The organism is Microbacterium sp., assembly GCF_041641055.1.
In the GTDB taxonomy this organism is placed as follows: Bacteria; Actinomycetota; Actinomycetes; order Actinomycetales; family Microbacteriaceae; genus Microbacterium.
Map to the genome: position 1 here is coordinate 47598 of NZ_JBEPZB010000002.1, position 19605 is coordinate 67202.

At 64.6% G+C, this 19605-nt stretch carries 21 protein-coding genes; 12 read left to right on the forward strand and 9 right to left on the reverse strand.

Translation table 11 applies throughout. The features are described from left to right. Positions 1–4 precede the first annotated feature (4 nt). The 3 genes from ACESK8_RS01640 to merA all read right to left on the reverse strand — a co-directional run bounded on the left by ACESK8_RS01640 (position 5) and on the right by merA (position 3132). Positions 5–1252, reverse strand: a complete 1248-nt coding sequence (locus tag ACESK8_RS01640) for an MFS transporter (RefSeq protein ID WP_347125389.1) — start codon at positions 1250–1252, stop codon at positions 5–7. Next, on the reverse strand, positions 1249–1593 hold the full coding sequence (locus tag ACESK8_RS01645; protein WP_347125391.1) for a metalloregulator ArsR/SmtB family transcription factor: 345 nt from the start codon (positions 1591–1593) through the stop codon (positions 1249–1251). The genes ACESK8_RS01640 and ACESK8_RS01645 overlap by 4 nt, the downstream gene beginning before the upstream one ends. A 129-nt stretch (positions 1594–1722) precedes the next feature. Continuing rightward, positions 1723–3132, reverse strand: coding sequence for a mercury(II) reductase (merA, locus tag ACESK8_RS01650; RefSeq protein ID WP_347125393.1), 1410 nt, complete (start codon positions 3130–3132; stop codon positions 1723–1725). 83 nt (positions 3133–3215) lie between these two features. Between merA and ACESK8_RS01655 the strand changes: the two genes are divergently transcribed. Then, the gene (locus ACESK8_RS01655; RefSeq protein ID WP_347125395.1) at positions 3216–3809 is read left to right on the forward strand and encodes a TetR/AcrR family transcriptional regulator; all 594 of its coding nucleotides are present in this window, start codon (positions 3216–3218) and stop codon (positions 3807–3809) included. Between the two features lie 154 nt (positions 3810–3963). Next, the gene (locus ACESK8_RS01660; protein WP_347125397.1) at positions 3964–4758 is read left to right on the forward strand and encodes a PaaX family transcriptional regulator C-terminal domain-containing protein; all 795 of its coding nucleotides are present in this window, start codon (positions 3964–3966) and stop codon (positions 4756–4758) included. Between the two features lie 65 nt (positions 4759–4823). Here ACESK8_RS01660 and ACESK8_RS01665 read toward each other — a convergent pair whose 3' ends face one another. Continuing rightward, positions 4824–6179 (reverse strand): MFS transporter, encoded by a 1356-nt coding sequence (locus ACESK8_RS01665; RefSeq protein WP_347125399.1) that lies wholly within the window; start codon positions 6177–6179, stop codon positions 4824–4826. Between the two features lie 278 nt (positions 6180–6457). Beyond that, complete coding sequence (locus ACESK8_RS01670; RefSeq protein WP_372967013.1) at positions 6458–6904, reverse strand: MarR family winged helix-turn-helix transcriptional regulator; 447 nt, start codon at positions 6902–6904, stop codon at positions 6458–6460. 156 nt (positions 6905–7060) lie between these two features. Between ACESK8_RS01670 and ACESK8_RS01675 the strand changes: the two genes are divergently transcribed. From ACESK8_RS01675 to ACESK8_RS01690, 4 genes are read left to right on the forward strand one after another with little or no spacing between them, the layout of a single operon-like run. Further along, positions 7061–8071 (forward strand): hemin ABC transporter substrate-binding protein, encoded by a 1011-nt coding sequence (locus tag ACESK8_RS01675; protein ID WP_372967014.1) that lies wholly within the window; start codon positions 7061–7063, stop codon positions 8069–8071. A gap of 32 nt (positions 8072–8103) precedes the next feature. Then, the gene (locus ACESK8_RS01680; protein ID WP_347125403.1) at positions 8104–9135 is read left to right on the forward strand and encodes an iron ABC transporter permease; all 1032 of its coding nucleotides are present in this window, start codon (positions 8104–8106) and stop codon (positions 9133–9135) included. Further along, positions 9132–9965, forward strand: a complete 834-nt coding sequence (locus ACESK8_RS01685; protein ID WP_372967015.1) for a heme ABC transporter ATP-binding protein — start codon at positions 9132–9134, stop codon at positions 9963–9965. Before ACESK8_RS01680 ends, ACESK8_RS01685 begins: the two co-directional genes overlap by 4 nt. 53 nt (positions 9966–10018) lie before the next feature. After that, positions 10019–10762 carry a siderophore-interacting protein gene (locus ACESK8_RS01690; protein ID WP_372967016.1) on the forward strand — a complete coding sequence of 248 codons (744 nt, stop codon included), beginning with the start codon at positions 10019–10021 and terminating at the stop codon, positions 10760–10762. A 23-nt stretch (positions 10763–10785) separates the two neighbouring features. Here ACESK8_RS01690 and ACESK8_RS01695 read toward each other — a convergent pair whose 3' ends face one another. The 3 genes from ACESK8_RS01695 to ACESK8_RS01705 all read right to left on the reverse strand — a co-directional run bounded on the left by ACESK8_RS01695 (position 10786) and on the right by ACESK8_RS01705 (position 12954). Next, positions 10786–11124 carry a metalloregulator ArsR/SmtB family transcription factor gene (locus tag ACESK8_RS01695; protein ID WP_347125409.1) on the reverse strand — a complete coding sequence of 113 codons (339 nt, stop codon included), beginning with the start codon at positions 11122–11124 and terminating at the stop codon, positions 10786–10788. 44 nt (positions 11125–11168) lie between these two features. Continuing rightward, positions 11169–11945, reverse strand: a complete 777-nt coding sequence (locus ACESK8_RS01700) for an MBL fold metallo-hydrolase (protein ID WP_347125411.1) — start codon at positions 11943–11945, stop codon at positions 11169–11171. Between the two features lie 334 nt (positions 11946–12279). After that, positions 12280–12954, reverse strand: coding sequence for a hypothetical protein (locus tag ACESK8_RS01705; RefSeq protein WP_347125413.1), 675 nt, complete (start codon positions 12952–12954; stop codon positions 12280–12282). Between the two features lie 346 nt (positions 12955–13300). Here ACESK8_RS01705 and sufB point away from each other — a divergent pair, with 346 nt between their 5' ends. From sufB to ACESK8_RS01725, 4 genes are all read left to right on the forward strand, one after another. After that, positions 13301–14719 carry a Fe-S cluster assembly protein SufB gene (sufB, locus tag ACESK8_RS01710; RefSeq protein WP_372967017.1) on the forward strand — a complete coding sequence of 473 codons (1419 nt, stop codon included), beginning with the start codon at positions 13301–13303 and terminating at the stop codon, positions 14717–14719. After that, positions 14716–15906, forward strand: a complete 1191-nt coding sequence (gene sufD, locus ACESK8_RS01715; RefSeq protein ID WP_347125417.1) for a Fe-S cluster assembly protein SufD — start codon at positions 14716–14718, stop codon at positions 15904–15906. Before sufB ends, sufD begins: the two co-directional genes overlap by 4 nt. Before the next feature lie 93 nt (positions 15907–15999). Further along, positions 16000–16755, forward strand: a complete 756-nt coding sequence (gene sufC, locus ACESK8_RS01720; protein WP_347125419.1) for a Fe-S cluster assembly ATPase SufC — start codon at positions 16000–16002, stop codon at positions 16753–16755. Next, positions 16752–17108 carry a metal-sulfur cluster assembly factor gene (locus ACESK8_RS01725; RefSeq protein ID WP_347125421.1) on the forward strand — a complete coding sequence of 119 codons (357 nt, stop codon included), beginning with the start codon at positions 16752–16754 and terminating at the stop codon, positions 17106–17108. The genes sufC and ACESK8_RS01725 overlap by 4 nt, the downstream gene beginning before the upstream one ends. 41 nt (positions 17109–17149) lie before the next feature. Here ACESK8_RS01725 and ACESK8_RS01730 read toward each other — a convergent pair whose 3' ends face one another. Further along, positions 17150–18046: a helix-turn-helix domain-containing protein gene (locus ACESK8_RS01730; RefSeq protein WP_372967018.1), complete on the reverse strand. Its 897-nt coding sequence runs from the start codon at positions 18044–18046 to the stop codon at positions 17150–17152. 291 nt (positions 18047–18337) lie between these two features. Between ACESK8_RS01730 and fdxA the strand changes: the two genes are divergently transcribed. Both fdxA and ACESK8_RS01740 read left to right on the forward strand, forming a co-directional pair. Continuing rightward, positions 18338–18679, forward strand: coding sequence for a ferredoxin (gene fdxA / locus ACESK8_RS01735; protein ID WP_347125425.1), 342 nt, complete (start codon positions 18338–18340; stop codon positions 18677–18679). Positions 18680–19133: 454 nt separating this feature from the next. Next, positions 19134–19574, forward strand: coding sequence for a DUF3105 domain-containing protein (locus ACESK8_RS01740; RefSeq protein WP_347125427.1), 441 nt, complete (start codon positions 19134–19136; stop codon positions 19572–19574). Positions 19575–19605: the final 31 nt, after the last annotated feature.

The following is a 19605-nucleotide window of genomic DNA, read 5'->3' on the forward strand; positions in this document are numbered from 1 at the left end:
AGAGTCAACTGCCGGTGGCACTGCTCAGCCCGCTGGTCGCGTTCACCCGTTCGGCTGGCCTGCGCAGCAGCGTCACCGCGACGAGACCGACGACCGCGAGGCCAAGCAGGGCGAACGCCGCGACCGGAAGACCGATCGCTCCCAGCCACCCCGCAACCGGGTAACTGATCAGGAAGCAGCCGTGGGACAGGGCGAACTGTGCCGTGTAGACGAGGTTGCGATTCTCCGGAATCGATGCGTCTGCGAGCAGGCGCGACGAGGGCGTGTTGATCAGTGACGTGCTTGCACCTAGGAGCGCCCAGGTCGCAAGGAGCATCCACCACCCCGTCCCGGTCGTCGTCGCGACGATCGTCATCGCCACGGCACAGACCATGCCTGCAGTGAGAGCCCATCCTCCGGCGCTCATCGTGCGGAGCACGCCGATCCGGTCCACGATCCATGGCACGTTCAGCGCGATCACGAGGGAGCCCGCGCCGTAGGCTCCGAGTGCGAGGGCCAGAGAGGCATCACCGAGCCCAAACACTCCCTTCACATACACGACCGAGTTGACCAACACGATCGCGGTTCCCGCCGCGACCACGACGTTGGCCGCCATCAGAAAACGGAGACTGGGAGTGCGAGCGAAGACTTTGAGCCCCGTGGGCAGCCGTTCCCAGAATGTCGACCCCGAGCCCTCCCGGGGGAGGACCGGGAGCCGGGCGATGAGCACGAGGGCGGCCGAGACGGCGAAGCCCACTGCCGTTCCCACGAATAGATCGTTGTAGGCGATCAACGTCAGCAGTGCCGCCGCGATAAGCGGGCTGAGGATGGAGTCGAGGTCATACGCGAGCCGCGACAAAGCCAGCGCTCGAGTGTACTGCTGAGGGTCGGGAAGCACGCTCGGGATCAACGACTGGAACGCAGGAGTGAACGTCGCCGACGCCGACTGCAACACGAACACCAGCAGATAGATCTGCCAGGTGTCTTGAACGAACGGAAGCATCAGCGCGATGCCGAACCGGATGACATCCGCACCGACCAGGACAGCCTTCTTCGGCAGACGATCGACCAGCGCCGCCGCCAACGGAGCAACGCCCACATAGGCGACCATCTTGATCGTCAGCGCGGTCCCAAGCACGGACCCCGCGGCCTCGCCCGCGATCTCAAAAGCGAGCAGCCCGAGCGCAACAGTCAGAAGTCCCGTACCGACGAGTGCGATCACCTGTGCGAAGAACAGCGCACGATAGGTGCCGTTGCGCAGCACACCGATCATGCGTGGTGCCTCGGCGCATCCTCAACCGTGTGTTCCGCTTGCAGGATCGCCTCGGTGATCAGTCGCAGCGCATGATCATCGGTGAGTGAGTAGTACATTCGCGTCGCCTCTTGACGCACTCGTACGAGCTTGCTCCAGCGCAGTTTCGCGAGATGCTGCGACACGGCGGGCGCCGGCCGATCGACGATCTCCGCAAGCTCATTCACGGACAGTTCCCCCGACTTCAGCGCCAGGATCACCCGGATCCGTGTCGCATCCGCGAGCAGGCGGAACACCTCGGCCACGATCTCGACGAATTCGCTGTGGGGATCAGTGTGCTCTTCAGATGTTTCTGCATGCATGCGTAGATTCTAAACCATGCAGCGTCGGCGCGTGTCGAGACGATCGCCCACCGTGTCACCGAGAGTTACGCCGTGCGGCGAGGAGGGGTACCGCGCTCCTCGCACTCCTCGCCGCACGGCGCCTCGCGCTCATTCTGCCGGCGTGCGGGCGATGAGCTGGAGCGATTCCATCATCGTGAGATACGGCGCCCAGGCGTCGCCGAGCTGCTGCACGGTCACACCCGCGGATGCCAGGAATCCCGCCGCTGCGATGATCTCGCCGGCCTCGTGACCGACCATCTGCGCACCGATGATACGACCACTCGCGCGGTCTGTGACCAGCTTCAGCAACCCGTCGGTTTCACGGTTTACGAGCGCTCGGCTCACCCATGCCATGTCCAGTCGGCGCACGTCCACCTCGATGCCCTGTTCCATAGCCTGGGCCGCAGTCAGGCCCACAGATGCGATCGGAGGAGACGTGAACGTGACGCGCGGCAGGTTCGCGTAGTCGAGTGCCAGCGCACTATTGCCCAGGGCGTTCGCGGCGGCAGCTCGACCCTGGGCGGTAGCGACATAGACGAACTGTGCCTGACCCGTCACGTCGCCTGCCGCCCAGACGTGCGGATGGACGGTGCGCAGGTTTTCGTCGACGGGCACCTCGCCGCGTGAACCGGTCTCGATCCCGATGGCACCGAGATTGAGGGAGTCGGTCAGAGGGCGCCGTCCCGTTGCGACCAACACCGCGTCGGCCGTCAATTCCCGCTGCTGCCCGTCCACGCGAAGGCGCATCACAACGCCCTCCTGGGTACGGCTCACCTCAGAGACATGTGCGTTCGTGACGAACTGCATGCCCTGCGATGCGAGCGCGCCCTGTAGCGCTGTTGACATCTCTGGGTCTTCGAGCGGCGCGATTCGTGCCGCAATCTCAATGACCGTCACCCGGGTGCCGAGGTCGGAGAAGAGCTGCGCCTGCTCGAGGCCGATCGCGTTCCCACCAATGACGAGCAGCGACGCCGGGAGGGTCTCCAAGGCCATCGCTGACGCCGAAGTGAGATAGTCGATCGAATCGAGCCCCGGGATCGGGGGGATGAATGAGTCAGCACCGGTCGCGATGATCACTTCCGAGCCCTGCAGTTCCTCGACACCATCCGGCGTGTCGATCCGAATTCGGACCAGCTCAGTGGTGTGGTCGGCAACGAAGGAGGCCCGGCCGCGGTAGTCCGCGAAACCTGCCGTCTTCGCCGCCTCGACTTGATTTCGCCGCAACGTGTCGAGGAAGTCTTCTTTATCCGCCACGAGTGCCCGCAGATCAACGGTCCCTGCGAATGTGTTCACGCCCTGGAATCTCGCCCGCCTGGCGCGGGCATGATCCGCCGCCGCGATCAGAAGCGTCTTGGACGGTATGCATCCGACGTTCAGGCATGTGCCCGCGATCGGGCCATCCTGCACCTTCGCGACCGACTTGCCGAGGCGAAGCGCCTCGGCCGCCGCCGCGGACGCCGCTGACCCTCCACCGATAACGACGAGATCGTATGTGGACCCTTCTCGATTCACTGACATCTGTGCTCCTTGCCACAATATGAACAGACAGTTCTGTACGATAGCCACGACACTAGACAGTTCTGTCTGGTATTGTCAAGTTCATGACGACGGCATCGCGGCGCACCCCTGCGCGGGAGAGGCTTCTGGCGACCGCCAGTGACCTGTTCTACGATCACGGGATACGGGCTGTTGGTATTGATCGGATCCTTGAAGAGTCACACGTCGCCAAGGCGACCCTGTACGCACACTTCCCGTCGAAAGACGCGCTCATCGAGGCTTATCTGCGGCACCATCTGGACCGTGTACGTGACCATCTCGCGGACCTCACGCGCGCCCATGTCGGATCGCCGCGAGCTATCACCGCCTTGTTTGAGGAAGCCGCCGATATGGCGAGCACGGGCAACTATCTCGGCTGTCGGTTCGCGGGCGCGACCAGTGAGCACCTGAGCGAAGAAAGCCACGCCGTCGAGATCGCGGACGAGTATCGGAACATCGTGCTCGAGTTCTTCCAGAATCATGTGTGCGGTGCTTCCGTGCTTGACCGTCGCAGAGCTTCCGAAGTTCTGTTGGCCTTGTATGAAGGTGCGAAAGTCACAGCGGGCACGACAGGAAGAGTGGCGATCGAACGACTCATTCCCACCGTCAGGGTGATCGCAGAGAATGGCGTCGATGAGATCAGCGGCGCCCGGGACTGAAGCCGCATGGTGTCCGGCGGTGCCCGCCCATGGCTGTGTCTCGGTGAGGTGTTCGATGCGGTGCGTCCCGTTAGGATGGGCGCTGTGTCGGCGCAACGTTCTGTGCATCCTGGGTCGACACCCGGTGCGATAGGACCGCAGGGAGGGGAGTTGCGTGCACGCTCGAGACGTCGTCGGTGTCGTCTTCGACGAGTACATTCCCGATGAAGGTGTTCACTTATCCCGGCTATCGACACTGTTTGCGGCGCTCGAAATAGAACCTGCGACCGTGCGCGCAACAGTCGCACGCATGCGTCGCGAAGGCCTGCTCTTCTCACGGCGCATCGGCCGAGAGACCATCTATCGGGCGTCGGATGAGTACCGTTCAGCTTTGGACGAGGACCGGGCGCGAAGCTACCGCCTCGCGTCCGATAAATGGGCTGGCACGTGGACGATCGTGCTCTACCAGATTCCCGAAGCTGAGCGTGGTCGAAGAGAGAAGCTCAAGAGGATTCTCCTCGACGACGGCTTCGGTCAGCTCAACGCGACCACATGGGTAAGTCCGCATGACGATCGCGAACGCATGCACCGCATGCTCGGCTGCCATGATGACCCAACGATCGTCGTGCTCAACGCCTCGACCGGTGGCCTGACCGAAGACCTGGAACTTGTCGACAAATGTTGGGAGCTCGACGAGATCGCAGGCGGCTATCGGGCGTTCCTCGAACGGTGGGGCGGACTCGCCGCGGACTGTGAGCCATCCGCACCGGACGCTGCCTTCCGCGCTCGGGTGGAGATCATCAGCGACTGGAGGCACTTTCCGAGCCACGACCCCCGCTTGCCGCGGGCCCTGCAGCCGGCCGGCTGGCCGGCTCAGCAAGCTCTTGAGATCTATCACCGGGCGGAGAGTTGTCTGCGCCGAGGCGCGCAGGCGTTCGTCGACGCCACATTTGGGGCGCCATCGCCGTAGCGTCGTCTTGACGGAGGGCACACGCACTGCGCGTCGCCCTCCGTCAAGAAGACCGGTGTGCTGGCCTACTCCCTGCGGCGTGGGACGCTGAGTACCATCACGGAGCCGACAAGTGCCGGAATGGCCCACACGGCGAAGTTGACGAAGTTCGACAGCTCTGCGGCGATGAGTGCTCCGCCGAGGACGATGGCTACTGCGGCGCCGGCGCGTCCGACGGCCAGAACTGTGCCCAGCGCTGTTCCGCGTGTCGCATCGGTGTACGAGGTGGCGATGAACCCGTTGAGCAGGATCTGTGCACCGATGGAGCCGAAGCCGACGACGCCCACCAGCAGGTACGTCACAGCGAGCGGGAACCCGCTGCCGTCTCCGAGAAGGAAGCCCAGCGCCATGAGGAACAGTGCTGTGCCGGCGAGGGCGAAGGAGACGGACACGACGCGCTTCGCGCCGAAACGATCCGCCAGCGGTGAGGCGATCAGCGAACCGACCACAGCTCCGGCGTTGGTGACAAGGAGGAACGTCAGCGACGAGGTCAGCGAGTAGCCGGCGATTGTCAGCAGCTTCGGCAGCCAGGTGTTCAGCCCGTAAATGAGGATCTGACCGGCGATTGCGGCGATGAGAAACACTACGGTGATCAGCGCCCAGCGGCCGGTGAAAATCGCCAGCAGCGGGTTCCGCTGACGGGGGGACCCGTCCGTCACCGAGATCGCCGTCGTCGCCGGTGCGGATGCCACGGGCGCCAGGCCGTACTGCTGGATGATCCGGTCCGCCTCGGCGATGCGCCCCTTGGCCCGAAGGTAAGCCGGAGACTCCGGGAAGAAGAAGATCAGCAGCGGAAGGATCGTCACCAGCGGCAGAGCGCCGATGGAGAGCATCCCACGGAAGCCGATCGAGTCGACCAGCCAGATTGCTAGCAGCGCCGCAATGATGCCACCGACCGAGTACCCGGAGAACATCAGCGCGTTGTTGAAGTTCTTGCGCCCCGGCCTCGAGAATTCGACCGTTGCGGTGACCGCAGTCGGGATCACTCCACCGAGCCCGATACCCGCGAGGAAGCGGAACAGGCCGAAGAGTTCCGGCGTGGGCGCCAGCGCCGTGGCGATCATGAGCACGGAGAAGAAGGCGACGGCCCCGATCAGTACCTTGCGGCGCCCGATCAGGTCGGTGAGGTACCCCACGGTCAGGGACCCGAGCGCCATGCCTACCAGCGCGAGGCTATTGATGGCGCCGGTCTCCGCGGTCGTGAGTCCCCACGCCTCATAATCGAGGATGGACTGGACGATCGTGCCGTAGACGACCAGGTCATAACCGTCGAAGACGAGCGCGACGAAGGCGAGGGCGATGACAAGCCCGGCGGATCTTTTCGTGGTGCCGCGCGAGGATGCGCCCAGTGACGCCCTCTCACGGCTCGGTGCGGTGCTCATACGAGGACCCCTCTCAATAAGTGACAAGTAATGCGTGTAACGCAATGAGTGTGTCACATATTCCGTCGTCCTCCACGATGATCGCGCGGTTTCGGCAGTGGGGTGTGCTCTACTGCGCGTGCGGGTCAGCGACGTCTCGCCTGTCGCACCAGCGATGCGTGCTGTTAACGCACTACTCATGCTTGAACGCCCGCTCGGCGCGTCGAAGCGCGGGCCGTGGGCCGGCTTGGGGCTTCTGCGACGTATGCGCCCGGCCCGATCGCAAGAACGAGGAGCGCCTACGGGGTCCCCGGCCCCAGCGCGTCTCGCAGTGACTCGAGTGCGGGGAGTGCGAGCTGAATAGCGGCCCTCTGGGTATCGTCGAGATGCGCCAGCCCAGCAGAAATGCGATCAGCGCGTCCCTCCCATCGCAGACTGCTTGCGTGTCGGGCCTTCTCGGTCAAGAGCAAGCGTGTGGCCCTGCGATCGCGAACATCTGTGGAGCGCTCCAGGTAGCCGAGTCGAACCAAGACGCTGACCACCCCGCTGACCGTGTTGGGTTTCAGGTGTAGCGACTGCGCGATGGCCGAGGTTCCCACGCCGGGAGCGGCGGCGACGCACCCCAGGACTTCTTTCTGCATCATGGTCAACCGCGGGACAGGGGATGGTGCTGCATTGTGAATGCGCTGAGCGCGACGAAGCTCGACGATCACGCGCGACAGTCGAGCAGCGTCAACGTCTTCCATTGCATCCTCCTCGACCGCCCTCGACGTTGTGCGCAGGGTTGAGCGCACTCAACGATCATCCCAGATCACCGCAGGCTGTCCTCCTGACATCGAATATAGGTTAGGGTTGCCTAATACCTCGCACACCGAGGTTTCCTACTTCGAAGGAGCGTAAACGTGGGAATCAAGCGGGCGATCGCGATCTTGATCGCAGCAGGACTCGGACTGACTGTCGTCGGGTGCACATCAGCGCAGCCGACGACGGAGGGGGCACAGGAAACTGCGCAGGCGCCTGCAGAGATCACGGTTCCCACTGTGGACCCCGGCACGCCGGAGCTGCCCGTGGTGTTCACCGGAGATGATGGGGCTGAGGTGGAAGTGTCGAGTCTGGAGCGGGTCATGGTGCTCGACGATGCCACCCTGGAGATCGCGCATGCGTTGGGGGTGGGCGACACAATAGCAATCACGCCGGAGGAGTCCCTGCTCCAGGACCTCGCTTCGCAGGCCGACACACGGGTCACCACCGCAGGGCAGGGGCCCCTTACCGTTGAGGGCATTGTTGCGTTGGAGCCGACTCTCGTAGTCGCCGACAACCTGCGTCGACATGGCGATCTTGTCGCCGGGCTGCGTGCGGTGGGCGTTCCCGCCGTGTTGATCGACACGAGCCAGCCTGCACCCGACAAGATCCGCAAGACGGCGGAGGTGTTCGGGGTTGCGAGTACTGGTGACGAGCTTGCGTCAGCGGTGGAAGCGCAGATCGACGCGGCGAGAGACAACGCAACCGGAATTCCGGATGAGGATCGCCCCAGCGTCATGGTGATCTCGTCGTCCGGTGCGGGCGACAGCGGGGCCACGACCGCGGCGGGCCAATCGACGCCTGCGCACGAGATCATCGTCGCGGCGGGTGCCCGCAACGCAGGTGCGGAATCCGGCTTGGACCGCTACCAGTCGATCACGGCCGAGGGACTGATCGCCGCGAAGCCGGACATCATCATTGTCCGTGACAGCGAGCTGGCAGACCTCGGCGGCGAAGATGGCATCTGGACGACGGTTCCGGGACTCTCCGCCGTGCCGGCGGCCGACACAAAGGCGCTGATCGTCCTGGGCGATACGGAGATCGCGTTCTCGGGCGTGTCCACGGGCCGTGCAGTGCTGACACTGCAGGCAGCGCTGTTTCCTGAACTGTGAGCGTCTCGGGAAAGGCAGCGGACCAGGAAGGAATGGTCCGCCGCCCCCGCGGCATACTCGTGATCAGCCTCGTAGCGATCCTGCTTCTGGCAGCGATGATCGTCGCGGTGGGCGTGGGACCGCTCAGCCTCAACCCGGCTGAGGTGTTGCGGTCCCTTGCCGTGGGGATGGGGTGGGCCGACGCCGGAGACATCCCGGCCAGTCAGGCGGCGGTCGTGTGGGACGTGCGGATGCCTCGCGTGCTGCTGGCGGCAATGGTCGGCGCATGCCTCGCGATCGCGGGCGCGTCCCTGCAGGGGTTGTTCGGCAACTCGCTCGCCGATGCTGGCGTGATCGGCGTGACCAGCGGAGCCTCGCTCGGCGCGATCGGCGCCATCGTACTGGGCTTGCAGTTCCTGGGCACGTGGACGGTGCCGGCGGCGGCTTTCGTCGCAGGGATGCTCACCACGTCGCTCATCTATGTGCTCGCCCGCCCTGGCCGCAGGGGCGGCACCGTGCAAATCCTGCTCGTCGGGATCGCGGTGACGGCGGTTGCGGGTTCGGTCAACGGGTTCTTCACCTACATCGCCTCGTCCACCGAACTCGAGGCGATCACGTTCTGGTCGATGGGCTCGCTCAACCGTGCCAGCTGGGACTCCCTCGCGGCAGGGCTGCCGTTCTTCGTGTTCGGTGCGATCCTACTGGTGCTGCTCGCGAAGCCGCTGGACGTCCTCGCGCTCGGCGAACGACAGGCGCAGCATGTCGGGCTGCACGTGAAACGCACCCGGCTGCTGCTGGTCATCGCCACCTCTCTCGTTGTGGGAGCAGCGGTCGCGCTGGCGGGCTCGATCGGGTTCGTTGGACTGGTCGTCCCGCACATCGTCCGACTCGCCGTCGGCCCGGTCCACCGCTGGCTGCTGCCGATCAGCGCGCTCGGCGGAGCACTTATGATCGTCCTCGCCGACATCGGCGCACGCACCCTGAACCCTCCATCGGAGATCCCCATCGGCCTGTTCACCGGCATCGTGGGCGGACCCTTCTTCCTCTGGCTGCTCGCCCGCCGCAGAACGGAGATGCGCGCATGACCACCGTGTCCGCACACGGCATCCGCCTCAGCTACAGCGGCACCGTCGTCCTCGACAACGTCGACCTCGACCTGCACGGCGGCGTCCTCACCGCGCTCATCGGACCGAACGGCGCCGGCAAGTCGACCCTGTTCAGCGTTCTCGCCGGCGACGTGCAACCCGAACGCGGACGGGTCATGCTCGACGAGCGACCGGTGTCCTCCTTCTCCCCGAAAGAGCTCGCCCGCCGACGCTCAGTGCTCCCGCAGGACCACGCCGTCCGGTTCTCCTACTCCGTGACCGAGATCGTTCGCCTCGCCCGTCTCTCGTATCCACCCGACCACGAGCGAGACGAGCAGATCGTCTCCTCCGCGATCGAGACGGTGGAGATGTCGCACATGACCAACCGGGACGTGCAGACGCTGTCCGGAGGTGAGATGGGACGAACGGCATTCGCGCGCGTACTCGCCCAAACCACGCCCATCGTGCTCCTGGATGAACCGACGGCCGCTCTCGACCTGCGCCACCAGGAAGCAGTCCTCCGGCAAGCGCGTCAACTGCGCGATGAAGGGGCCTGCGTCATCGTCGTCCTGCACGACCTCAACCTCGCGGCAGCGTACGCTGACCGCGTCGTGCTCATGGAGCAGGGGCGCATCGTGGCCGACGGCTCGCCGAGGGACGTGCTCACCGTTGACACCATCCAGCGGGTCTACCGGCAGCCCGTACTCGTCACCGAACACCCCACCCGCGGATGTCCGCTGATCGTCCCGATCGACGACCCGCGCGCTGACCCACCGGCCGCCGCCGCACGCTCACCTCATGCTCACCTGAAAGAAGGACCAGCACAATGATCAGACCGCACACGCGTCCCGCACGCCCCCAGGCGATCCTCACCGTCCAGCACGTGGACGAGATCAGCCCGAACCTCATCAGGATCACCGTCGGAGGCGATGGCTTCGACGCCTACGAGGACAACATCTTCACCGACCGCTACGTGAAGCTGCTGCTTGCCGATCCCGAGCATGGACTGACCCCGCCCTACGATCTCGAAGCCTTGCGCGCCACCTCCCCGGACAAGGTACCGAGCCGCCGGACCTACACCGTGCGCGCCTCCAACGTCGACGAACGGTGGCTGTCCATCGACTTCGTCATCCACGGCACACACGGAGTCGCCGGGCCGTGGGCCCGCAACGCCCGCCCGGGAGACACCCTCGTGCTCACCGGAGCCGGCGGGAAGTACCGCCCCGACACCACCGCCCCCTGGCACCTGCTGATCGGCGACCACACCGCCCTGCCCGCGCTGTCCAGCGCCATCGAGTCGATGCCCGAAGATGTCCGCGGCCATGTCCTGATTTCTGTGGGCGACTCCGCAGACCGCGTGCTACCGCCAGCGCCATCGGGGATCGCTATCACCTGGGTACTGTCGGACGAAGACTTGCTCGCCGCACTGGAAGAGATGAGGTGGGAGGACGGAGCACCTCAGGTCTTCGCCCATGGCGAGCGGGAGTGCATCAAACGTGTGCGAACGATCCTGCGTGGTCACGATGTTCCCCGCGAGATGCTCTCCATCTCCGCCTACTGGGCGCGAGGACGTGCCGAGGACCAGTTCCAGGCCGAGAAGCGCGAATCGATCGGGCAGATCGACTGATCCACGCGCGTCGGCCTAGGGCCTCACCGCGCGTCCGCCCGTGACTTCAGGAATGCCTCAACCGCCGCGAAAAGCTCGACGAGACCTTCCGGGTGCTGGAGCGAGTACATCGACGCCCGACCTTCGGGGCGCGATACCACCAGGCCTGCCTCTTTGAGGCTCACGAGATGCTTGGAGACGGTGCTCTGAGAGAGCCCCAGATGCGCCGTCAGATCGACTACTCGGTGCTCTCCGAACTGTAGGTGACGGAGGATCACCAGGCGAGACGGATCGCTGAAGCTCTGGAACAACCCGGCCATCGCCGACATCGCAGACACTTCTTCAGCCCAAGCGGCGACCCCGCCGTCTTCTTCCATCGCCATGTGTCGATAATACGCTTCCGGCTGGAAGTGCCGCTCAGGATGAGTCACATGAGAGAGAACACAAGGGACTCGCCATTCTCCGGTGCCAAGATGCTGTCGGTCAGCCCGCGGTCTTCTGCGAGCCGTCGGACGTCATCGCGACTGGTCGAGTATTCGGGCAACGCACCCATGTGTACGGCTATGACCCGGGCCTGAGGTGCGAACCGCAGCACGTCGATAATGTCCCCCGCGTTCATGAGGGCGCGAGATGTCTGATCGGCGCGACGTCCTCCGGTATTCAGAATGATCAGGTCTGGGCGATGATGGATCAGCGCAGTACGCACCTCGTGGTGCATGATCGTGTCGCCAGCGATGTACAGTACCGGTTCGTCAGGATGCCGAATCACAACTCCCATCGCGTCATCGTCGTCAAGTTCGGCGCGCATGCCATCCTCTGTTGGATGCTGGCCGTCGGTGCGCACAAAGGAGACACCTCCGATCTTGATCTCGTCGTCCAGGACCGTCACTCGGACGAATCCCTGGCCTCGGAGTAGTTCAGCGTCCTCATCGCTCTGTGCAAGAATCAGGACCTCCCGTGAAAGCAATGACGCGGCGGCAGCATCCCAGTGGTCTGGATGCGTATGCGTCACGACCACGACGTCGGGGGAGAGGAGCGCACTCAGGGGCACGCCGAGCCCGACCAAAAGGTCCTCCGGCTGGCGGTCGGCAACCCATTCCGAAGACGAATGCACTCCGCTCGCGCCGAGCATTGGGTCTACGAGGGCGGTCAAGCCGGACACTTCGATGAGCAATGTCGCATGACGCACCGGTGTGATCTTCACTTCATCCCATCTCTCTGTGATAACGACAGGGGGCGGAGAACGTTCGATTCGTTCGGGCAGGGACGAGCAGGGCCTAGGGTCCGGGCGCGTGCGGGCATGCTGGCAGCGCGCCAGGGGCCGGTCTGGCCTCGCCATCGTCTCCAACTCATCGACACATTTCGATGATAACCGGAAGCGACGCTTTTGACGCCCGTTAGCGATGGAGAAGAGCTCTGGGCCACCGCAGTACGGTGAATGAGCACGCGTTGAGTCACGTGTGATCGTCGAAGGGCCTCTACTGGGACAGAAGGTCGGATCAGCTCGGGCATGCTTGAGCTGTCGTGGACAGAACGCCCTACCGCGATGAGGCGGCGCCAGTCCTGCGTACTGCCGTGAGACCAGAGGTCACGGGGCCCCGATAGAGGAGATGCCCGCGCAGGAGGCTCACTCGTGCCCACCGGCCGACGCGCCACACTGATGCGCTCTCGGTGCTTTCGCCGATGAAGCCGAACGCCGCTGCAGCGAACGCGACACCGCGGGGCAGGTTTGCGAGCTCTTCGGCTGGTTGCCCCCATACTTGAGCGCGCACTCTGCGCACGACGTCCATTCCGGGTGTGCGGGGGAGCGCCCGGACCACCTCGGCGTTTCCCGCTCGTGCCACGCGTTGCAACTCGGACGCTCCCACCGTTCCGGTCTGCGCCCATCCGTCGCGAGGTACAGCCGCGCTCGCCCATCCGCGGGAGACTGCGAGCTGCGGCAGGCGGAGAGCCGCCCGATCGGGAGTCGCCGCCAATGACTCCACGGTGAGATCGCAGGAGAGGTCGTAGTCAGCGCGGAGCACGCGTAGAGCGAGCACCAGGGGAGTCGAATCCAGGAGGCCCTGCGGGGCCAGCGCGGCTGCGTACATCGCCAGCGTGCCCCGCTCTGCCTGGAGCCGTACGGCCGCGTCCCCCACTTGAGCCGCGCGCTCGGCGAACACGAGCGCGTCCCGGGCGGATTGCGGATCGGCCAGGATCAGATCTCGTGCCACGTTGTCCCTTGTCGTGATGCGACTGTTCGGAGGATCTCGTCGGAGTGCTTTTCGCGAGGCGACTCTCGCGTGCGATGCCGAACAGCCGCCGATGACACCCTTCTGCCACGGCGACGCATTCCGGACGGAGACCGCCGAGGCACCGTCGGCATCCTGCGAATGGCGTTGGACACACGTATGGGCCGCACGATCAACTGAACGCGCAGATCGACCTTTTTGGGCGCGCGAGGGTGTTCGAAGATTGAACCAGTCAGCACGTGGCATAGAAGGAAAGCGCGTGCGGAGGGATGCGGCCTGTGTGTCAGGAGAGTCCCGGCCGACTCGGATATGAAAGGAAGGTGAAGGCTTGTCGGATGTGTTGATCGACCGCCCGGAGCTCGACGGACTGGGGGTGTACGAATTCGGATGGCACGACGCCGATGCCGCCGGAGCGAGCGCGCGACGCGGTCTCTCGGAGGCCGTGGTCCGAGACATCTCGGCGCTGAAGAGCGAGCGGGAGTGGATGCTGAAGACCCGTCTCAAGGGATATCAGCTCTTCGGACGCAAGCCGATGCCGACCTGGGGCGCAGACCTCAGCGAGATCGACTTCGACAACATCAAGTACTTCGTGCGCTCGACCGCGAAGCAGGCGCAGTCCTGGGAGGACCTCCCCGAGGAGATCCGCGAGACGTACGAGCGCCTGGGCATCCCCGAGGCCGAGCGTCAGCGTCTCGTCGCCGGTGTCGCCGCGCAGTACGAGTCCGAGGTCGTCTACCACCAGATCCGCGAGGACCTGGAGGAGCAGGGCGTCATCTTCATGGACACCGACACGGCGCTGCGCGAGCACCCCGAGTTCTTCGAGGAGTACTTCGGCTCCGTCATCCCCGCCGGTGACAACAAGTTCGCGGCGCTGAACACGGCCGTCTGGTCGGGTGGCTCGTTCGTGTACGTGCCCAAGGGCGTGCACGTCGAGATCCCGCTGCAGGCGTACTTCCGTATCAACACCGAGAACATGGGGCAGTTCGAGCGCACCCTGATCATCGCCGACGAGGACAGTTACGTGCACTACATCGAGGGCTGCACGGCCCCGATCTACAAGTCGGACTCGCTGCACTCGGCCGTGGTCGAGATCATCGTGAAGAAGAACGCCCGCGTGCGCTACACGACGATCCAGAACTGGTCGAACAACGTCTACAACCTGGTCACCAAGCGCGCGGTCGCGCACGAGGGCGCGACGATGGAGTGGGTCGACGGCAACATCGGCTCCAAGGTGACGATGAAGTACCCGTCGATCTACCTGATGGGCGAGCACGCCAAGGGCGAGACGCTCTCGGTCGCCTTCGCCGGTCCCGGCCAGCACCAGGACGCCGGCGCGAAGATGATCCACATGGCGCCCTACACGCAGTCGTCGATCGTCTCGAAGTCGATCGCCCGCGGCGGCGGACGCGCGGGCTACCGCGGTGAGGTGCGCGTCGACGCGAACGCCCACCACTCCGCGAACACCGTGCGGTGCGACGCGCTGCTCGTCGACACGAAGTCGCGCTCCGACACCTACCCGGCGATCGACATCCGCGTGGATGACGTCCAGCTCGGTCACGAGGCCACGGTCTCGAAGGTCAGCGAGGAGCAGCTGTTCTACCTGCAGTCCCGCGGCATGCCCGAGGACGAGGCGATGGCCATGATCGTGCGGGGCTTCATCGAGCCGATCGCGCGCGAGCTGCCGATGGAGTACGCGATGGAACTGAACAAGCTCATTGAGATGGGCATGGAAGGATCGGTCGGATGAGCGCCTCTGCTCCCGCTGGCTCAGACGTCTACGTCGAGGCCCCTTACGTCCCTGTGCAGAGCCGCGCAGGTCGGCTCCACTCGGCCGATCCAGAGGACTTCGGGCCGTTGCGATCGCAGGACCCGGGGTGGAAGTACACACCGCTCATCCCCGTCGCCGCTCTCGCCGACCACACACTTGACGGCACTTCGTTCCCGATCGGAGTCACCGCGAGCGCCGGGGTCCGCGTCTCATGGGTTCCGTTCGCGGAGGCGTCCGTCGGGACCGCAGGATTACCGGAGGACCGAGTCCATGCCTCGGCCTGGGCAGCGACCGAGCAGGTGCTGCTCGTGGAAGCCACGGGCGATCAGCCCGAACAGGCGATCATCGTGCGGGAAGGCCTGGGTGAGAGACCCCGGGCTGCGCACACGCTCATCGCCACGGCACCCGATGCCACGGCGACGGTCGTGCTCGACAGCACCGGCACCGCGCAACTGCTTGAGAACGTCGAGATCGTCGTTGCGGACCATTCCGCGCTGACCGTGGTCAGCGTTCAGGACTGGGCAGACGACGCGGTGCATCTCAGCGCTCACTTCGCACGTCTCGGCGAGGGGGCGACGCTCAAGCACATCGTCGTCACGCTCGGTGGTGGTCTGGTGCGACTCGCCCCGTCCATCCACCTCGCTGGACGACGCTCGGCCACGGACGCACTCGGTCTGTACTTCTCGGGAGCTGGGCAGTTCTTCGAGCAGCAGGTCTACGTTCATCATGATGCCCCCGACACGGTCAGCAACGTCACCTACAAGGGAGCGCTTCAGGGGCACAGCGCCCGGGCTGTATGGATCGGCGACGTGCTCATCGGACCGGCCGCGACCGGTACCGACAGCTATGAACAGAACCGCAACCTCGTCTTGAGCGATGGAGCCCGCGCGGACTCGGTGCCGAACCTTGAGATCGAGACCGGCGACATCGTCGGTGCTGGCCATGCGAGCGCGACAGGCCGTTTCGATGACGAGCAGCTGTTCTACCTGGAGTCTCGGGGTATCCCCGAGGCTGAGGCGCGACGGCTGGTCGTGCGAGGGTTCTTCTCCGAGCTGATCCAGAAGATCGGCGTTCCCGAGCTGGAGGAGCGCCTCATCGGCCTGGTCGAGCGAAAGATCGGCGAATACACAGTGAGCAGCGAGGTCAAAGCCCCCGTCGCTGTCTGATCCGCGTCCGAACCAGTACCGCCTGACACCATCATCAACTCCCGACTCCTGTCCGAATGGACAGGCCCATACGATCCCTAAGGGGCCATCACGATGTCAACTCTCGAGGTGCACAACCTCCATGCCAGCGTCAGAACAGACCAGGGCGACAAGGAGATCCTGCGCGGGATCGACCTGCGTCTCGCCAGCGGAGAGGTCCATGCCATCATGGGCCCGAACGGTGGCGGCAAGTCGACCCTCTCCTACGCGATCGCCGGGCACCCGGCGTACTCGATCACCGAGGGCAGCATCACGCTCGACGGCGAGGACGTCCTCGCGATGAGTGTGGACGAGCGGGCACGTGCCGGCCTGTTCCTTGCGATGCAGTATCCGGTCGAGATTCCCGGCGTCACCGTGTCCAACTTCCTGCGCACGGCGAAGACGGCGATCAGCGGGCATGCACCCGCGCTGAGAACCTGGACGAACACGGTCAAGAGCAGTCTCGAGAAGCTCCGGATGGACTCCGCTTTCCTCTCGCGCAACGTGAATGAGGGATTCTCCGGGGGTGAGAAGAAGAGGCACGAGATTCTTCAGCTCGACCTTCTCGAGCCGAAGTTCGCAGTCCTCGATGAGACCGACTCCGGCTTGGATGTCGATGCGCTCCGCATCGTTTCCGAAGGCGTCAATCGTGTGAAGGACCGTACCGGGCTCGGCGTGCTCATGATCACCCACTACACACGCATCCTGAAATACATCCTTCCGGATTTCGTGCACGTGATCGTCGCCGGCCGTGTCGTCGAGGACGGCGGCCCCGAGCTCGCTGCGCGCCTGGAGTCCGAGGGATACGACCGCTTCCTCAGTGCAGCATGAGCGAGGTTCAGGCTCCGATCGCGCCTGAGGTTCTGGGCGTCACCAGGTATGAGAAGGTCGTCGACGCGTTGACCTACGTCTTCGATCCCGAACTGAGCATCGACATCGTCAACCTCGGACTCGTCTATGACGTCGCCTTCGACGAGGATGATGTGCTGATCATCACCATGACGCTCACCAGCGCCGGTTGCCCGTTGACCGACGTCATCGAGGGCGACATCGCCGAGGCGCTCGAGGGCGTCGTCGAGGCCTTCCGGATCAACTGGGTATGGATGCCGCCATGGGGGCCGGAGCGGATCACGCTTGACGGCATCGAGATGCTCAGCGCGCTCGGTTTCGCCGTTCGACGTTGAATGCGGATGACTGGCCATCTTCATCCGAGCGGGTGGATTCCCTAGCTCAGACCTCGCCGGTAGGCGGAGGGGCTGAGCCGCCAGTGCGCGTTGAAGCGGCGGCTCGCGTAGCTCGGGTCCGGCCAGCCCACTGCCCGCCCGACAGCGGCAATGCTGAGATCGGTGGTGCGCAGCAGGTACGCCATTCGCTCGGCACGGATCGACTGAAGATATGCGATCGGTGCCGAGCCGGTGTCGGCACGGAAGGTGCGCACGAGCTGAGAACTGGAGATGCTCACGCCTGCCGCCAGTTCTCCGAGAGTCCATGGGTGATCGATGCGGTCATGAAGGAGAGCGATCGCATGAGTGACATGCTCTCCGTACTTGCGTAGCCCCGGGGCCAGCGGGCTGTGCTGATGGTCAGCGGATGACGAGGCCATGAGCATCGGCGCCGCGGTCACCGCAGGAACGAGAGCGTCCAGGAGCTGGTAGTACAGAGCCAGCTGCGAGAAGATGCTCCGCGGCCCGTCATCCCCGCGTACCTGCGCGAAGACCCGCTTGAGCGCCGTCACATCTGGCTCCGTCAGCGCGAAGCTGATGACAGAGCCTTGAGAGTTCTCGGGGTCCAGCGCGTCGCGCAGCGGGGCAGGAACCTCTGTCGTCAGGTGCCTGCTCGTGCCCACGGCGAGCAGGGCGCGGGTCATGTAGAGGTTGGTGAGCTCGATGACGGGATCGGGTTCATACGCATGCCAGCTGCTCGGGCCGAGCAGAGTGAGAGTGCCCGCTCCCACACGCGCGAGGCCTTTCTCGGTCTGATGGCTGGCGTGCCCGGCACGGGCGAGCGATATCACGCCGAAGTCGTGGGAGTGAGCACATATCGGACGGGCATGTTCGACGTCCTCCATTCCCAGAAGCTGAGCTGTGGGAGGGAGGACCTCCGCCTCGGTCATGGTATGCATCCTCACGCTCCTTTCTCGCGTTGAGTATTCGCTACGCGACGTCGGCGCGGTGGGGGATGTGCCTCGCGTGACTGTTCCGATCTCACGACCCGGGCCTGATCCAGGACACGTGCTCGCTTCCCAGCATAACGTCCATCAATGAAGCAAGGCTTACCTAAATCCGACATCTAGATGTTGCTTCGCGCGGCATGAGCCGGACGGTCCATGTCGTGCACGGATCATGCTTTCCGTGCCCGCAGCCCGAACAAGAGGATGAAAACGGAAGGGCTGAGGGCAGAAACGGGGTGCTTAATGACCTATGTGATCGCGTTGCCTTGTGTCGATGTGAAGGACAAGGCCTGCGTGGATGAATGCCCCGTGGACTGCATCTACGAAGGGGACCGGATGCTCTACATTCATCCCGACGAGTGCGTGGACTGCGGTGCGTGCGAGCCGGTCTGTCCGGTTGAGGCCATCTACTACGAAGATGATCTGCCCAATCAGTGGGCCGACTACGCGCAGGCGAACGTCGACTTCTTCACAGAGCTCGGTTCCCCGGGAGGCGCGGCGAAGCTCGGCCCGGTCTGGACTGATGCACCACTGGTGCGCGCTCTGCCTCGGAGGTCCGTGTCGCAGCCGTCGAACAACGACTGACCTCCATGGTGATTGAACTTCGTGTCCGACATCATCGTGGGTGAGATGAGGAGACAGACGGGGCGAATGTGCGGCGAGGCTGAAAGAGGCAGGCTCGGGCGGGCGCTCCGGTAGTTGCAGGAACGGCACGAAGCCGACTGCGGGGCTCCTACCGCGACAAGCCCAGGTACAGACGGGCCCGGGCAACAGAGGACGGGATGGCCAACGAATGAACACACCTAACGGGCGAGATCAGTCCCGATCGACTGTGAAGCAGCAGAGACAGGAGCGGCGCCAAGCGAAGGTAGCGGCGTATCAGCGCCGACTCCAATCTGAGCGTCGGCGCAAGGTCGTGCTCTGGGTCGGCGGGGGAGTCGCCACGGCCGCTTTGGCCGTCGTCGCGGTCGGCGCTCTTGCCGCGTCCTTCTCAGCGACGCCACCCGCGCAGTACTCCGCCGGAAGTGCGGGAGACGACATGGACGGCGTCGAAACGTTCTCGCACACCACGGAACACACGCAGCAAACCGTCGAATACGAGCAGACGCCGCCCGCTGGCGGCCCCCACAACCCGTACTGGCTCAACTGCGGCACATACACCGAACCGCAGACGAATGAGAATGCGGTGCACTCTCTCGAGCACGGTGCCGTGTGGGTGACCTACGACCCGGACCTCATCGATGGGGACGACCTCGCTTCACTGAAGCAACTGATTCCCTCCACCTATGCGCTTCTCTCTCCGTACCCCGATCTCGGATCCCCGGTGGCGGTGAGCGCCTGGAATGCGCAGCTACGCGTCGACTCCGTGCAAGATGAGCGAATCAGTGAATTCTTCGAGGAATACTGGCGCAGCCAGAACGTGCCCGAACCCAACGCCGCCTGCACCGGGGCCCTTGACGGCCCGGGCCAGACGAGCTGACCAACGATGACAGGTCACATACCAGCACCCC

Excerpts from the sequence above, each read along its gene's own strand:
- ACESK8_RS01640 (WP_347125389.1), bottom strand. The coding sequence starts at position 1,252 with ATGATCGGTGTGCTGCGCAACGGCACCTATCGTGCGCTGTTCTTCGCA.
- ACESK8_RS01645 (WP_347125391.1), bottom strand. The coding sequence starts at position 1,593 with ATGCATGCAGAAACATCTGAAGAGCACACTGATCCCCACAGCGAATTC.
- merA (WP_347125393.1), bottom strand. The coding sequence starts at position 3,132 with ATGTCAGTGAATCGAGAAGGGTCCACATACGATCTCGTCGTTATCGGT.
- ACESK8_RS01655 (WP_347125395.1), top strand. The coding sequence starts at position 3,216 with ATGACGACGGCATCGCGGCGCACCCCTGCGCGGGAGAGGCTTCTGGCG.
- ACESK8_RS01665 (WP_347125399.1), bottom strand. The coding sequence starts at position 6,179 with ATGAGCACCGCACCGAGCCGTGAGAGGGCGTCACTGGGCGCATCCTCG.
- ACESK8_RS01670 (WP_372967013.1), bottom strand. The coding sequence starts at position 6,904 with ATGGAAGACGTTGACGCTGCTCGACTGTCGCGCGTGATCGTCGAGCTT.
- ACESK8_RS01680 (WP_347125403.1), top strand. The coding sequence starts at position 8,104 with ATGGTCCGCCGCCCCCGCGGCATACTCGTGATCAGCCTCGTAGCGATC.
- ACESK8_RS01685 (WP_372967015.1), top strand. The coding sequence starts at position 9,132 with ATGACCACCGTGTCCGCACACGGCATCCGCCTCAGCTACAGCGGCACC.
- ACESK8_RS01695 (WP_347125409.1), bottom strand. The coding sequence starts at position 11,124 with ATGGCGATGGAAGAAGACGGCGGGGTCGCCGCTTGGGCTGAAGAAGTG.
- sufD (WP_347125417.1), top strand. The coding sequence starts at position 14,716 with ATGAGCGCCTCTGCTCCCGCTGGCTCAGACGTCTACGTCGAGGCCCCT.
- sufC (WP_347125419.1), top strand. The coding sequence starts at position 16,000 with ATGTCAACTCTCGAGGTGCACAACCTCCATGCCAGCGTCAGAACAGAC.
- ACESK8_RS01725 (WP_347125421.1), top strand. The coding sequence starts at position 16,752 with ATGAGCGAGGTTCAGGCTCCGATCGCGCCTGAGGTTCTGGGCGTCACC.
- ACESK8_RS01730 (WP_372967018.1), bottom strand. The coding sequence starts at position 18,046 with ATGCATACCATGACCGAGGCGGAGGTCCTCCCTCCCACAGCTCAGCTT.
- fdxA (WP_347125425.1), top strand. The coding sequence starts at position 18,338 with ATGACCTATGTGATCGCGTTGCCTTGTGTCGATGTGAAGGACAAGGCC.
- ACESK8_RS01740 (WP_347125427.1), top strand. The coding sequence starts at position 19,134 with ATGGACGGCGTCGAAACGTTCTCGCACACCACGGAACACACGCAGCAA.